16 protein-coding genes and 1 pseudogene are annotated in these 12,669 nt (G+C 48.2%); 4 read left to right on the top strand and 13 right to left on the bottom strand.

Features of this window, described 5'->3' with window-relative positions:
* Entirely contained in the window at positions 1 to 354 is a 354-nt protein-coding gene (locus ADU37_RS08705) for a DUF302 domain-containing protein (RefSeq protein WP_058947216.1), read from the top strand.
* A 56-nt stretch (positions 355 to 410) separates the two neighbouring features.
* On the top strand, positions 411 to 1,223 hold the full coding sequence (locus ADU37_RS08710; RefSeq protein ID WP_058947217.1) for a hypothetical protein: 813 nt from the start codon (positions 411 to 413) through the stop codon (positions 1,221 to 1,223).
* Here ADU37_RS08710 and ADU37_RS08715 read toward each other — a convergent pair.
* The 4 genes and pseudogenes from ADU37_RS08715 to ADU37_RS08730 all read right to left on the bottom strand — a co-directional run bounded on the left by ADU37_RS08715 (position 1,220) and on the right by ADU37_RS08730 (position 5,157).
* Positions 1,220 to 2,293: pseudogene (locus ADU37_RS08715) on the bottom strand (M24 family metallopeptidase). The gene ADU37_RS08710 and the pseudogene ADU37_RS08715 sit on opposite strands and share 4 nt — an antisense overlap.
* Before the next feature lie 39 nt (positions 2,294 to 2,332).
* A complete protein-coding gene (locus ADU37_RS08720; protein ID WP_058947218.1) occupies positions 2,333 to 2,644 on the bottom strand; it encodes a cupin domain-containing protein in 312 nt (103 codons plus the stop codon).
* A 1-nt stretch (position 2,645) separates the two neighbouring features.
* Entirely contained in the window at positions 2,646 to 3,980 is a 1,335-nt protein-coding gene (locus ADU37_RS08725) for a DUF438 domain-containing protein (protein ID WP_058947219.1), read from the bottom strand.
* A 1-nt stretch (position 3,981) separates the two neighbouring features.
* On the bottom strand, positions 3,982 to 5,157 hold the full coding sequence (locus ADU37_RS08730) for an FprA family A-type flavoprotein (protein ID WP_058947220.1): 1,176 nt from the start codon (positions 5,155 to 5,157) through the stop codon (positions 3,982 to 3,984).
* Between the two features lie 110 nt (positions 5,158 to 5,267).
* On the opposite strand from ADU37_RS08730, the gene ADU37_RS08735 reads away from it, so the two are divergent.
* Complete coding sequence (locus tag ADU37_RS08735; RefSeq protein WP_058947221.1) at positions 5,268 to 5,735, top strand: DUF1858 domain-containing protein; 468 nt, start codon at positions 5,268 to 5,270, stop codon at positions 5,733 to 5,735.
* A gap of 123 nt (positions 5,736 to 5,858) precedes the next feature.
* Here the strand turns inward: ADU37_RS08735 and ADU37_RS08740 are convergent, their stop codons facing one another.
* The 8 genes from ADU37_RS08740 to hcp all read right to left on the bottom strand — a co-directional run bounded on the left by ADU37_RS08740 (position 5,859) and on the right by hcp (position 11,658).
* Positions 5,859 to 6,653 carry a hypothetical protein gene (locus tag ADU37_RS08740; protein WP_042699773.1) on the bottom strand — a complete coding sequence of 265 codons (795 nt, stop codon included), beginning with the start codon at positions 6,651 to 6,653 and terminating at the stop codon, positions 5,859 to 5,861.
* A gap of 50 nt (positions 6,654 to 6,703) precedes the next feature.
* Positions 6,704 to 7,066 carry a hypothetical protein gene (locus ADU37_RS08745; RefSeq protein WP_042699777.1) on the bottom strand — a complete coding sequence of 121 codons (363 nt, stop codon included), beginning with the start codon at positions 7,064 to 7,066 and terminating at the stop codon, positions 6,704 to 6,706.
* A 4-nt stretch (positions 7,067 to 7,070) separates the two neighbouring features.
* A complete protein-coding gene (locus ADU37_RS08750) occupies positions 7,071 to 7,877 on the bottom strand; it encodes a hypothetical protein (protein ID WP_232054796.1) in 807 nt (268 codons plus the stop codon).
* Positions 7,878 to 7,941: 64 nt separating this feature from the next.
* Positions 7,942 to 8,187, bottom strand: coding sequence for a hypothetical protein (locus ADU37_RS08755; RefSeq protein WP_042699782.1), 246 nt, complete (start codon positions 8,185 to 8,187; stop codon positions 7,942 to 7,944).
* A 167-nt stretch (positions 8,188 to 8,354) separates the two neighbouring features.
* On the bottom strand, positions 8,355 to 9,092 hold the full coding sequence (locus ADU37_RS08760) for a hypothetical protein (RefSeq protein WP_042699785.1): 738 nt from the start codon (positions 9,090 to 9,092) through the stop codon (positions 8,355 to 8,357).
* 30 nt (positions 9,093 to 9,122) lie between these two features.
* On the bottom strand, positions 9,123 to 9,758 hold the full coding sequence (locus tag ADU37_RS08765) for a hypothetical protein (RefSeq protein WP_058947222.1): 636 nt from the start codon (positions 9,756 to 9,758) through the stop codon (positions 9,123 to 9,125).
* Positions 9,742 to 10,107, bottom strand: coding sequence for a hypothetical protein (locus ADU37_RS08770; protein ID WP_144433246.1), 366 nt, complete (start codon positions 10,105 to 10,107; stop codon positions 9,742 to 9,744). Before ADU37_RS08770 ends, ADU37_RS08765 begins: the two co-directional genes overlap by 17 nt.
* 180 nt (positions 10,108 to 10,287) lie before the next feature.
* Positions 10,288 to 11,658 (bottom strand): hydroxylamine reductase, encoded by a 1,371-nt coding sequence (gene hcp / locus ADU37_RS08775; RefSeq protein WP_058947224.1) that lies wholly within the window; start codon positions 11,656 to 11,658, stop codon positions 10,288 to 10,290.
* A 173-nt stretch (positions 11,659 to 11,831) separates the two neighbouring features.
* Here hcp and ADU37_RS08780 point away from each other — a divergent pair, with 173 nt between their 5' ends.
* Positions 11,832 to 12,218: a transcriptional regulator gene (locus tag ADU37_RS08780; protein WP_058947225.1), complete on the top strand. Its 387-nt coding sequence runs from the start codon at positions 11,832 to 11,834 to the stop codon at positions 12,216 to 12,218.
* Between the two features lie 2 nt (positions 12,219 to 12,220).
* Here ADU37_RS08780 and ADU37_RS08785 read toward each other — a convergent pair whose 3' ends face one another.
* Complete coding sequence (locus ADU37_RS08785) at positions 12,221 to 12,661, bottom strand: DUF998 domain-containing protein (protein ID WP_238981956.1); 441 nt, start codon at positions 12,659 to 12,661, stop codon at positions 12,221 to 12,223.
* Positions 12,662 to 12,669: the final 8 nt, after the last annotated feature.

A 12,669-nucleotide genomic window follows, 5' to 3' on the forward strand; every position in this document is an offset into this window, starting at 1 on the left:
ATGTTTAGGTATAGAAGAAAGGTTGAGATGTCCTTAAAGGAGGCCGAAGAAAAGTTGAAGGCAAAGCTTGGGGAGAAGGGCTATAATGTTGTGCTTGAATTTACGCCGAGCGAAGTAGTTAAAGCGAAGCTTGGCGTTGAGATGGAACCATATAGAATCCTCTACGTCTGCAATCCAGGGAAGTTCTACGAGATGACAAAAGTTGAATACGAGGTTGGCTCCTTTGCCCCCTGCCCGGTACTGCTCTACGAAAAAGAAGGAAGCGTATACGTTGCCATAAACACTGCAGAAGACATTGTTGAGGTCATCAAAGAGGCGCTTGAGGACGTTAAGTCCGTTATAGACTCTCTTTAACCTCTTTTCCACAATTTTAATAAGGTTAAGATGCAAAATTTAATGAGGTGATTTTCATGCAAAGAGCCCTTGTGACCCTAACCCCCTCCGAAAGCAAGCGCTTGATTGCCAAAGCCGTTGTAGCTATGGAAGAAGTACAAAACGCCCTCAAGAACGGTTTTGTATACATAGCAACCGGAACCACAGCCGCTTACATTGCGGAGGAAATTTTGGGAGAGAAAATTGAAAAAGAAAAATGGACGGTGGGGACGATAAGCAAGGGAAGAACGTGCGTTACACCGAAGGCTACATGGCCAAAGCACCTCGTCCTCTACAAGGGGAAGCCCTTTGATGATCCGCTTGAAGCCCTGAAAGAGATGGGGCCCGAGGATGTTTTCATCAAAGGAGGAAACGCGATAGACATCAACTGGAACGTTGCGGTTTTTGCGGCCGCCCCGGATGGGGGGACAATCGGCAGAACTTTTGGATGGACAATAACAAAGGGAGTATTAACAATAACCCCAATCAGCCTCGAGAAGTTCACTCCAACGCCTGTGGAAGTAAGCGCAAAGCTGACGGGAATAAAGTCCTTTGACTGGGGGACGGGGCTATATTCCGCTTTAGTTCCTATTCCACACGCAATCCCTATAACCGAAGTTGAAGCCTATGAAATACTTGCCAACGTTGATGCAATCCCAATAGCCGCTGGCGGCGCTGGAGGAGCGGAAGGAAGTGTAACGCTCGTCCTTGAAGGGGACGACGAGGACATGGAAAAGGCAAAGGAAATAACGAAAGCAGTTAAAGGCGAGCCCCCATTAAAGCCATACACAGAGGACTGCTCGATCTGCCCCTTCGCAAAGGTCTGCGGAATTGGCACTGGGGCTTTTTAATATTTTGTCACGTTCTCCAATTTTTTATTTAAGATGAAGGTGTCCTCCTTCTTTACCGCCCCTTCCGGAATCATCAGAGGGGCGTGAACCATTGCGAGAACCATGTTCTCCTTAGCATCCATCGCCCTGTGTGGGACAACTATGGTGGTTATTGGATCCTCCTCGATGAGAAGTCCAACGCCGTGGGTGTAGCCGGTTATGTAGTACTCTTTGAGTCCTCTCGCAGTGTAGATTTTTTCAATCTCCCTTTCTACCTGGGCAAATCTGACACCGGGTTTCGTCTTTTCTACTGAAGTCGTGTAAGCTTCTTCCATAGCCGCTATGGCGTTTTTTGCCCTTTCACTTATTTCTCCCACTGGAAAAGACCTGGTTATGTTTGCGTAATAGTGGTTCCAGTCGGCGCCTATTACCACCGAGACAACACTTCCCTCCCTAATTTTGACATCTTTGAATGGCTCTGCATGGGCTCTTGGAGTTGCCGAGACGTAAACCTTTGGCTCCTCGCTACCGTTGAGCATTAGCTCCCTCATTACTTCAGCAGCAACCTCAAGCTCCGTCTTTCCGGGCTTTATTTCTTCCTCGGCAACTTTCATCCCCTTCACAGCTATTTTTCCTGCCTTTCTTATGTTCTCCAGCCCCCATTTGTCTTTAATCATCCTAAGCTCCATGGAAAGTCCTCTAACGTCCACAACCTCTACATCGGGGTTGAGCTTTTTAAAGAGCTCATAGAAGAGAATGTAAGCATCCCTCTCCACGCTGAACTCCATGCCAACTCTGCTGTAACCGTTTCTCTTTATCTAGATAGTTACATTGGCCATGAGGTCTTCCGTTTTTTGAAACTCCACAACGTTCTCAATCCAGCTTCTCTGTTTAAAGAGCCCGGCTTCTCCTTTGGCCACTATGACGGTAGGCTCACCATCCTGAGGAACCAAAAGGGCTGGCCTGAGCCACTTCGTGCCGGTGAAGTAGACAAAAGTCGAGAGGGTTCTTATTACGGCACCATCGATGCCTTCTCTTCTCAAGAGCTCTTGGAATCTCTCCACCCGTCTCTCAAAAATTCTTCTTTCCATAAAATCACCACCTATCCACAGTTAAAGAGTCAAAAAAATTTAACCGAGCTTGACGACCAGAAACTTCAGGGGCAAGTTCCCTGAGTTTCTGACGGCGTGCGGAATATCCTTGGGCAGGAAGACGAGGGTGTCCTTCCTCACTTCCTCGCCCTCTTCCCCAACCTCCACGAGGGCTTTCCCCTTTATGACGTAGATGAAGGCATCAGCTGATGCCGTGTGTCTCTCTAAAGCTTCCCCCGGGTTTAAAGTGACAAGCATTACCTTTGCATTTTCCCTCTTGAGCAGGGCTCTGACGTCGACCCCGTAGGGGTTCTCCATCTTCTCGGCTTCTTCGGCTTTAGCCACAAACATCTCAATCCCTCCAGTCGAGGAGTCTCTTCTCGCCCTCTATTTTTTTATAAGGCGCGATGTCCATCGTCATCTCAAGGGTCCCGATGTAGTCACCCTTTTCGTTGAACAGGGGAACGTACTTGATGTAGACGTACTTTCCCCCAAGCTTAAGCCAGAAAGTTGCTTCTTTCTTCCTTCCCTCCTTGAAGGCCCTGAGGATTTTGTTAACAACGTAAACGCTCTTCGGCGGGTGGCAGAGCTGAACGGGCCTTCCGAGCACCGATGGTGTTCTCGCGAAAATCCTCTCGCCGGGGGAGAAGAACCTCAGGCGGTCGTCCCTGTCTATGAAGGTGATGTCAACGGGTAAAGCCTCGAAGATGGCCTTGAGCTCCTCAACGCTTACGTAGCCCGTTCCGAGGTCTATGTCCCCCTCCCTCCTCAGCTCGCTCTTATCAAACTCCAGAGGCTGGCCCTTTAGAGCTTGCTGGACTTCCTTGGGGAGCCCTAAAAGCTGTTCAACGCTCAGCTCGGGGTTTATTTCCCATGGGTGGAGCGGCTTAACCTCCGGATTCCAGGCCGGCGGGTTTACCTTGTAGTAGCCCATTTCACCTTCCTGCATCCTTATGGCCTTCCACTCGCCCTCGCTTAAGAGGGCCCTGAGCGTTGGGTAAAAGATGTTGTTCTCCCTGAAAACCATGTCGCTCAAAGCGAAGGCCGCTTCACCGGCTTTGGCCTTAAAGCGCTCCACGAACTCTTCCCATGGCATCTCATCCCTCTTCCCCAAAAGCTCTGCAAGTTGCTTTATCATAGCCCTTATCTCGTCGTGCTTCGTCCAGAGGACTGTGGCCATGGCAGTCAGGCCTCTCCTCTCGATGTAAGGAAAGATCAGCATCTCCTCGCGGTTGTAGTGGGTGAAGCCGACCATTCTGAGGCTGCTCACTATCTCCTCCAGAACTCCGAGGATTTCCTCCCTCATGCGCTCGTCCTTTGTTGTTGCCAAAGTTCTCGCGTAGAGGTTGAGCATTTCGGCATCCTTCATTATCTCCTTGTTCTCCTGATAGAGGGTCTTGAGCGGATGACCATCGGGTAAATCCCTCTCTTCAAGCTCCTCCGTGCCCTTAACTGCCTCACGGAACAGCTCGACGTGGAGGTCGCACATCTTGGCTATATCTCTGGCGGAAATTCCCTCCTTCACGAGCTCCTGCTCGATGAGGGGTATCTCAAGCGGAGAGATGTTGCTCAAAACTGCTCTAAACTCTTCCTTGAGCTTCTCAACACTCTCTCCTTCGTGTATCCTTAGGAGGAGCTTCTTGAGCTGTTCCTTCTTGTACTCGCGGGTGTTCAAAAGTTCGGTCATTTCACTCACCCCTAACCTTTTTCGCCAGGAGGTCGGCCAAGCTGTGGAGGGCTTTGTAGTCCTCTTCCTTCGGCCTCGCGTGGACATCTATCGTCCCGAGCAGTTCAAGGCTTGCACCTTTCAGAATCTCCAGTATTGCGTCTATGCTCCTCCCGTGCCACCCGTGGGAGCCTATTAAGACGGCATATTTCGCTGGGGGCCTCAGGGCCTTCACGAGGTAGGCGGCATAAACGGCGAGCGGATGGGCGCTCCCGAGCACTGTAGGAGCCGCCAGAACTATGGCCCTTGAGTCAACGAGGTCCTTTGCAAGCTCCCCGATGTCGGCGCTCACGAGGTCGTGAACCTTAACGTCAATCCCTTTGGCCACAAGTAAATCAGCCAGCTCCTTCGCCATCTCCCTGTTGGAGCCCCACATGCTCACATAAGCTACAAGCACCTTCTCCCTAGTCTCTCCCTTCACCCAGCTTTCGTAGGCTTTTAGAATCCTCTCCGGGTTTCTGTAGATGGGACCGTGGCTCGGGGCTATCATTTTGATCTCCAGCCCTTTGAGCTTTTCCATGGCTCTTTTGGCCATGCCTGCGAAGGGCATCATGATCTCACCGAAGTACCTCTGGGCGTACTCGATTATGGAGGGAACCTCGTCATCGTAAAGGCCGTGGGCAGTGTGAGCACCGAAGAAGTCACATGGGAACAGCACTTTGTCCTCAACGAGATATGTGAACATCGTCTCCGGCCAGTGGAGCCATGGAGCTTCTATAAAGCGGAGCGTTTTGCCTCCGAGGTCTACCTCATCCCCGTCCTTTACGACCATTATCCTCTCATCGGGGACATTGTAGTATGCTTTTGCGAGCTCTTTTCCCTTTTCCGTTGTGATGAGGAGGGCCTTCCCGTTACGCTCCATTATGTAGGGTATTGCACCCGCGTGATCAGGCTCAGCGTGGTTCATGACCACGTAGTCTATCTCCTCAAAAGGGAGTATCTCACTGACCTTTTCCTCAAGTTCTCTCTCGAAACCCGGGTTCACCGTGTCTATGAGGGCGCTCTTTTCGTTGCCGACCACGAGGTAGGCGTTGTAAGAGGTCCCTTCCGGGAGGGGGATCAGGGAGTCAAATATCCTCCTGCTCCAGTCCTTAACACCGACCCAGTAGACTCCATCCAAGAGTTTCACACTTTTCATATTACCACCTTCATGACATCTGTCATATCAAATGCTTTTAAGCCTTTCTGGACATAGTTGTCCAACAAAGTTTATATGCCAAATGTCATAAATGGGGGCGGTGATGGAAAATGATGCTGGATGTGAGGGGTTTGAAACCTCCACAGCCTGCCCTCATGATACTGGAAAACCTTGAGAGGCTCAAAACCGGGGAGACCCTTGAGGTACTTGGCGACAAACCCTTTGTAGATATAATACCCAAGCTTGAGGAAGCGGGCTATCAAGTGGAGCTGAACAAAGTGGGAGAGTTCTTCGTGCTGAAGGTCACAAAGACAGAGGGGTCAAAAGAGCTGAAAATGGAGGTTGAAGAGTGCGATGAGGAGCTGAAGGAGATAACGGAAGACACCAACGTGGCGAAACTCCTCAAAGCTTACCCTGAATCCCTCGATATACTCGTCAAGTACGGCTTTTCACCGCTCCAGAACCCTGTGCTCAGAAAAACCCTCGCAAGGACGGTAACGCTGAGACAGGCCAAGAAGCTCATCGGCATGAGCGATGAGAAGTTCAAAGAGATGATGGAAGAACTGAAAAGGCTGTAAGAAGGTAGATAGTTCAGTTCAAAACATTTCCATTGAGGTTTGTTTTTAGTAATCTCAACCTACGAGGGATTTATTTTTGTTAATCATTAAAGCCACCGAACTTTGGCGGGGGCCATCACCCGCTCAATATAGTTCAGCCCCTGTTTGAGCTTTAAAGTATTCCTCGGCCCTCTTGATTAAGAATTCGTTTTTAATTTTCTTTCCAATACGCTTGAAGATCAACGTGGTTATGTCTCCGCTGAGCCATGTTTTGTCTTCAATTAGCTCTCGGTAGCTCTCTTCATCAGTTAAATCGCTTTCTCTTACTGAAACAAGTATTTTATAACTATCCAATCTCTTGATTAGGACATAATCTTCCTCCTCCCGTCCGGGTCTTTCAATCAGCTCGTAGAGACCGTCCTCCAAGTCTAAGAGTTCTTTCTTCACTATGGTAACGCCCGAAGGAACGATTTCAAGCTTTTTCCTTTTCACAGTCTCAACTAACCATTCGTAGAAAAGAAACTGGTTGTTTTCTTCAAAGCCTGCATCTCTGAGGTCGTGATCGTCCGTGTAACCACAGATGAGGACCGCCCCAACCCCCATCAGCTTTCCGAGGAACTTCATAAGTTCGGGACTCAGGACGAACAGCCACCTGCCGGTGGAGACTCCAATCTGGAGGAGCGTCATGTTCTCCTTTGAGTACGTTTCAACCTCAAGCCAGTCAAAGGAATCTTCCTCGGTGGTTTTCAGCTCGTAGTGCAGTTCTCCCACTGCAACCAGCCTAAATCCCCTCATATCAAAGATGAACTTCAGGTGCTCTTCTCGTCTTTCCCGCTGGTACGCGAGTTCGCGAGTGTACTTGAACTCGCGCGAGAGCTTCTCAAGCACTTCTCCCCAAGGCTTATCAAACACGGCGACAACATAATACGTGGTTCCCATACCACTCCCCCCCAGGATTCATTACATAATTGAGAAATAAAGAAACATGTTCAGTCGAATTCTGAAGCTAGGTAACGCACTTCAACGTCCACACCAAACCTGGACTTTATCTCCTTTGGCAGGTACTGGGTGTAGTAATAGTAGCCCCTTATGTTCTCAATGCCTCCAGCATAGTACACCTCAATCTTTCTGATTCCCTTATTGATGGCGTACTCAGCGTACTTTGCAAGCTGTTCCTCGCTTATTTTATGTGCGTTTCTCTTGCACTCTATCACCACTCTCTCAGAACCTTTCCTGGCAATTGTGCCAATTTCTGTTTTCATCCCGTGTTTGATGGCAATGGTCAGGGTATCCGCAGGCACCTCACCCCTGAGAGCCTCCTCAAAGCCAAAGAAGATAAAGGAGAAGGACATGAGCTCACCTCCCAGATAGCTTTACCCTTTTAAGTTCCTTTTCTGCATCTTTGATGGCCTCATCGATGGCCCTCAGGAGAGCGTTCTTTGGGACTTTGACTGCCATACCGGAATACAGGACGAATGCCAGCAAAAATTCTCCCTTTCCAGAGTCTGCCGCATAGAGAACTTCAAAGGGGTCATAGGTTGAAAGGGTAAAGCGAACGAAAGGAGGAGCCGCTCCTGCTGAGAGCTTTTTAAGGCCCGCCAGTTCGCGGAGAAGGCCCCTATCCTCCGGCTTTTTTACCCCTTTGGAAGACAGCCTCTTGATTTCACCATCAACGTTCCACTTTACCCGCCACTCCTCCGCAGGCAGTTTGCCATCCGCCACAAACGCCCTGAGAAGTTTAAGCTCCTCAACGTACCCCTCGAGATTAACAAACGCCTCCAGTACGTACGTGCTCCCGTAAACTTGAACTTCGTACTCGTCCATGATATCCTCAGGTTCACTGAACATCTCAAGAACTTCATGCGAAGGCGGCTTTAGTTTGAACCTGAGCCACTCCATCCGCACGGGTTTATTATTGAGAACCGCTTTCAGGTTCTGGATGGAAGTTCGGATTGCCTCGATGAAGTTGTCACGGGTGAGCTGTACTTCCCCACCATCCCAAAGGGTCAGGTGAACCCATCCACCCTCAGCCATTATCTTCAAGTCCCAGAGCTTTTTCGGGAGAGCATCCATCGAGTGGAGTGCCTTTAGGGAGCTTATGAATTCATCCAGCGTCACTGGGTCTTCACTGATGAAAACTGGCCCCTCTTCGAGCACCAGCACTGGAAATCCCCTATCTCCATCTCGAGGGGAAAATGAAAAGGCAAAGATTGAAATCACCTCCCTGTCAATATCTCCTTGAAGATGGTGGGAATGCCGTAACTATCCGGTACATCCCCCATTTGATTCTCTCAATCACTACCACCACTTTCTTTCCCAGCTTTGGGGAATATTTAACAAGTACTATTCTCTGTTTTCCATTGACAATGTCTCCGCATTCAATTTTGTCTGGGTTTTCTATAACCTTGCCCATTTCGTTTAAAAGATCCACGGCGGAAATGTGAGTGAACTGATCTTTTCCAGGCTTTTTCATGAGGTGGTTAAAAATAATATGTTTTGCCCCTTTTGCATCAATGATAACATCTCCTCCTTCGAATACTCCACAATCAAGGTTTGCCCCATTGAAGTGTGCCCTGAAACCCCTGTACCCCTCGTCAAAATCCTCTGCAAGCTTTTTAGCATCGTTGGCATCCCAGCCGTTTAAGTACGCTTGCCTCTTACCAGACTAAGACTAAACTTTCTGAAAGTGTTAAGAACTTCAATGTATTCCGCCAATGGCTCTTTCCACGCTCCCGGAGGTAGCAGTTCACCTAGTTCAACTAGACTCTTTAAAGTCTCTTCTCCCATTTTCAGGAAAGCTCTCGACAATGAGCCAGCATCACCCTCTATCACTACCCTTTTGGGGTTAAGGATGTTGCCTTTATCCGCAAAGTAAAGTTCCGAGCATATAAACACTTTTTCTCCTTTGAGTTTAAACACCACCGGGCTCAAAATCTTTCCGAATGTAACGTCAAAAACGTATCCTTTAACATCTGGACACTCTAACAAGTATTCTCGTCTTAGTTCTTCTATAGGAACCTCTCTTAGCCGTGGATCTGGAATTCTTCTGATTTCAGGAGGATAAACGTATTTTCGTAAAAATTCAACAAACCAGGTCTTTGTAGCAATCTCTTGGTTAAACTTCTCTAAAGCTCCCCGGAGATAGATGCTCACAAGAAACGCATCCTGGGGAACGCTGGGGAAGTATATCGCTTCACCGGAATCATCTGCAAGCACTTCTTTTCCCAATATTTTTAATGAGTACCTCCCTGCGGGCAAACGAAACAACTTCAATATTGTTGAAAGCTGCATGGGAGTTTTACCTTGAGTTGTTATCTCCTCAATTTCCAGATTTTTTCTCAAATACTCAACATCAAAGTACCAAGTTATCAAGTTCATCACCCCTGATAAACTAAAGAAAAATTAAAATTAACTCTCTGGGAATGCCGTCCATACTTTCCATTTTCCTTTTATCTTCTTTATCACGACCCTATACCATATCCCACCCTTATTTTTCTTAAGTACTGCCGTTTTTCCATTATCATAACAACGTGATGCGCTTTTGTCAAACGATTCAATTACTTCTTTTATAATGTTAGCAACGTCTTCACCGGAGTTAACCTGCCACTGACTATTTTCCAATTTCTTCCAGTTAGCTGCTTCCATTGTTATGTGGGCCTCGATAATGTGTTCTCTCCGCTCTGGATCCATCGTAACATCTCCCGCTTTACACATGTTGAGTCCTTTAAATTCTGCATGGAAATTCTGAGTCGCTTTTCTAAATTCTCGGGCTATTGTATAAGCATCCTTTGCGTTCCATCCGTTTAAGTATGCTTTTGCAAGTACTCTCCCAAGGTCTTTAGGGCTAAATAGATCCTCCACAGCTTTAACTTCGTCCCTGTTTATCTTTATTACGGACTTTACAATCACTGCTTCCTTTTTAAGTCCGCCCCATTCCTTTTTGACATAACCATAACCAATCTCTACCTCCGTCCCCCAGAAGTTCGTCTTAACGCCCTTTGCAAGCTCCTGCCCATTGTAAGTAATCCTATTCTGGAATCTCACTTACAAAGCCTTCTGTGAATTCTTTAACTGGTTTTGAGTACAAGTATTGGGCAATTAACGCCACGAGGGTGAGGCTTCCAACCGCTACTACCCATCCAACTCCTGGAACAAAGGCACTTACAAAAGGTTTCAAAACAACTGTAGCACCCCCAGAATGCGGCTGAACTTTGTTTCCAGGCTTCTTCTCAAGAGTTAACTCTGACGGAACCGTTACGGTGCCGTTCACTGTGCTGTTGACGAGGCTCGCCGTTGCACTCGCACCGCTGAACGCCAATCCCAAAATCAAAAAGCTGAAGAGTAGGGCGAGGGTTTTTCTTCCACATCCCGGAGCACCTCCAGATACGTACACTGGATAATCAAGCCAGAACTTTAAAAAGATTACTATGGTAGAGTTTAACAAGTTCGTAATGGTAGAATTTAAATCAAACTCTCAAAAGTTCAGAAAATACAACTCTGACAAATAGAGCGCCCGAGAGACTAAGTCCTTTTCAGGCTTTCAAGAAAAAGACAAAGCAAAAGTGAAGAGAGCTCAATCCAGCTCCTCCGCGAGCGGGGCGTTCTCATCAACGCTTACGCCCCTGTTTAGCATGTCTCTGAGGTCCTTCTCGGGGTCGCCTGTGAGCCTCAGGTCGAACTGCCTTCTGAGCACTTCAAAGACGTTCGGCGTTAGGAACTCCGGCGGCTTGGGGCCGAGATAGATGCCCTTCACGCCCAGGTATAGGAGAGTGTAGAGTATTCCTATGGCTTTCTGCTCCATCCAGCTCAAAACGATGCTCACCGGGAGTGAGTTCACATCAGTTCCAAGCTCGTTCGCTAAGGCTATCGCTATCTCTATTATGGAGTAGACGTTGTTGCACTGGCCGAAGTCGAGGAAGCGTGGAATGCCATCAATTGTTCCATAGTTCCTCGCGTTGTAGCGGAACTTGCCGCAGGCGGCTGAGAGTATTATCGCGTCCTCTGGAATGAGCTCGGTAAGCCTCTCATAGTAGCCCATGCCCTTGTGCGGTGTATCACACCCGCCAACGACAAAGATGTGCCTTATCTTGCCCTCGTTGATGAGCTCTATCAGCTTGTCTTTCATAGCCAAGACGTTCGTATGGTGGAAGCCCGTGAGGAGCTTTCCACCGTCATAGGCCTTCATTCTTGGAGTCTCAAGGGCCCTTTCTATGAGCGGCTCGAAGTTGTAGTCCTCTATGTGGGGCACTCCCTCAAGGCCCGCTATTCCGGTGGTGAAGATTCTATCTTGATAGGCCTTGGTCGGCTGCTGGACACAGTTGCTCGTGCCCACTATAACCCCCGGGAATTCGGAGAACTCCTTCCTCTGGTAGAGCCACGAGCCGCCCCAGTTGCCGTAAAGCGCTTTAAACTTCCTGAGCTCGGGATATGCGTGAGCTGGGAACATCTCGGCGTGAGTGTAGACCTTTATCTCATCCTCAAGACCTTTCTCCTCTATCTGCCTCAGGAGTTCATAGAGGGCCTTGTAGCTGTGACCGGTGACGAGTATGCCGTGTCCCTCAAAGCTTCCCGTGGGTACTTCAACGGGCTCGGGCCTTCCAAAGGTCTCAACGTAGGCCTTATCGAGAAGCTTCATTGCCTCAAGGTGAACCCTTCCGTTCTCAAGGATCAGCTCAAGGAAGCGGTTCTTGTCGAAGTTGACGTTGGTTAGGGTTGAGTAGAGGGCCTTGCTCAGAAAGTGGCCGATTCTTGGATCGTCGTAGCCCACCTCAAGGGCGTGATAGTAGTAAGCCGATGTTCCCTTGATCCCGTAGAGGAGGGCTTCCTGAAGGGAGTTAAGGTCTGGATCCTTGCCGCAGACTCCTTGAATCGTGCATCCTCCTGCTAAACTCATAGAGCACTGGTTGCATAACATCTCATATTCTTTTGGAAGCCGTATTGCCATGCTTAACCACCTCCATTTTTATGACACATGTCATATTCGATTTATTATTGAAAGGTCCTTCATAAAAGCTTTGCGGTTTATTAACCTAAAAGAGCTTTATGACTCATGTCATGACAAAAAGTTGGAGAAGTTGACGGAAAGGTTTAAATATTCCGCTCGTCATAAAAGCTACCATGAAGACCAACGCCTTTGAAGCCGTTGCAAGGTACGTCTACCCTTCCCTCCGCAGAAGATTAGTGGAGATTTTGAGGGAGAAAGGGCTTAACCAGATGCAGATAGCGGAGCTTTTGCACATAACTCAATCAGCCGTTTCAAGGTATCTAGGGATGAACCGGGGGGCTCTCATAGAGGTGGAAAAATTTCAGGACATCGATGAGAAGCTGAAGGGGCTCGCAGAGACCATAGTGGGGAAAAAACCCGACGAGTACTACATCCACGGGGAACTCGTGAAAATTGCAATTGAGATGCTTGGAAAGGGCTACGTCTGCTCCTTCCATTCAACGGTTGACCCTGAGATAGACCCAAAGCTCTGCCGGATATGTATAGAGACCTTTGGTTAGACTCATTGCGAGGCTATCAACAGTGTGAAAACCAGTATCAACACTATTTCGTAAGTTTCTATTAAAGCCACAGAGGGCCATTCAATAAGAGTTCCAATAACTGCGAGAATAAAAAGCAGCGTCGAAATGGTTCTAACCATTTTCTCGCTCCCTGACCCATAAAGAAACATTCCGAGGAAGAACTGAACAAAAAAGTAGGTGGAAACAAAGACATGGGGTCTAGTCCCACCAGGATAGAGCCCTATAAGTGCACGGAATATTGCGGCCACGCTTATATAAGCACCTCCAACGGTCTGGAGTTTTGTTTGAGAAATGAGAACCAGATATACCGCAAAAAGCATTACAAATATTGAAGAAACTATCAGCCCATAATTGTAAATCCAAGGTGAGTTAGCTTCTCCTGTCCCAAGATCGCTGAGTGCATGTTCAAAAACGAGAACCATCTGTTCCT

Origin of the sequence: Thermococcus sp. 2319x1 (assembly GCF_001484685.1) — an archaeon.
GTDB lineage: Archaea > Methanobacteriota_B > Thermococci > Thermococcales > Thermococcaceae > Thermococcus_A.

Excerpts from the sequence above, each read along its gene's own strand:
- ADU37_RS08705 (WP_058947216.1), top strand. The coding sequence starts at position 1 with ATGTTTAGGTATAGAAGAAAGGTTGAGATGTCCTTAAAGGAGGCCGAA.
- ADU37_RS08710 (WP_058947217.1), top strand. The coding sequence starts at position 411 with ATGCAAAGAGCCCTTGTGACCCTAACCCCCTCCGAAAGCAAGCGCTTG.
- ADU37_RS08720 (WP_058947218.1), bottom strand. The coding sequence starts at position 2,644 with ATGTTTGTGGCTAAAGCCGAAGAAGCCGAGAAGATGGAGAACCCCTAC.
- ADU37_RS08725 (WP_058947219.1), bottom strand. The coding sequence starts at position 3,980 with ATGACCGAACTTTTGAACACCCGCGAGTACAAGAAGGAACAGCTCAAG.
- ADU37_RS08730 (WP_058947220.1), bottom strand. The coding sequence starts at position 5,157 with ATGAAAAGTGTGAAACTCTTGGATGGAGTCTACTGGGTCGGTGTTAAG.
- ADU37_RS08735 (WP_058947221.1), top strand. The coding sequence starts at position 5,268 with ATGATGCTGGATGTGAGGGGTTTGAAACCTCCACAGCCTGCCCTCATG.
- ADU37_RS08740 (WP_042699773.1), bottom strand. The coding sequence starts at position 6,653 with ATGGGAACCACGTATTATGTTGTCGCCGTGTTTGATAAGCCTTGGGGA.
- ADU37_RS08745 (WP_042699777.1), bottom strand. The coding sequence starts at position 7,066 with ATGTCCTTCTCCTTTATCTTCTTTGGCTTTGAGGAGGCTCTCAGGGGT.
- ADU37_RS08755 (WP_042699782.1), bottom strand. The coding sequence starts at position 8,187 with ATGAAAAAGCCTGGAAAAGATCAGTTCACTCACATTTCCGCCGTGGAT.
- ADU37_RS08760 (WP_042699785.1), bottom strand. The coding sequence starts at position 9,092 with ATGAACTTGATAACTTGGTACTTTGATGTTGAGTATTTGAGAAAAAAT.
- hcp (WP_058947224.1), bottom strand. The coding sequence starts at position 11,658 with ATGGCAATACGGCTTCCAAAAGAATATGAGATGTTATGCAACCAGTGC.
- ADU37_RS08780 (WP_058947225.1), top strand. The coding sequence starts at position 11,832 with ATGAAGACCAACGCCTTTGAAGCCGTTGCAAGGTACGTCTACCCTTCC.
- ADU37_RS08785 (WP_238981956.1), bottom strand. The coding sequence starts at position 12,661 with ATGGTTCTCGTTTTTGAACATGCACTCAGCGATCTTGGGACAGGAGAA.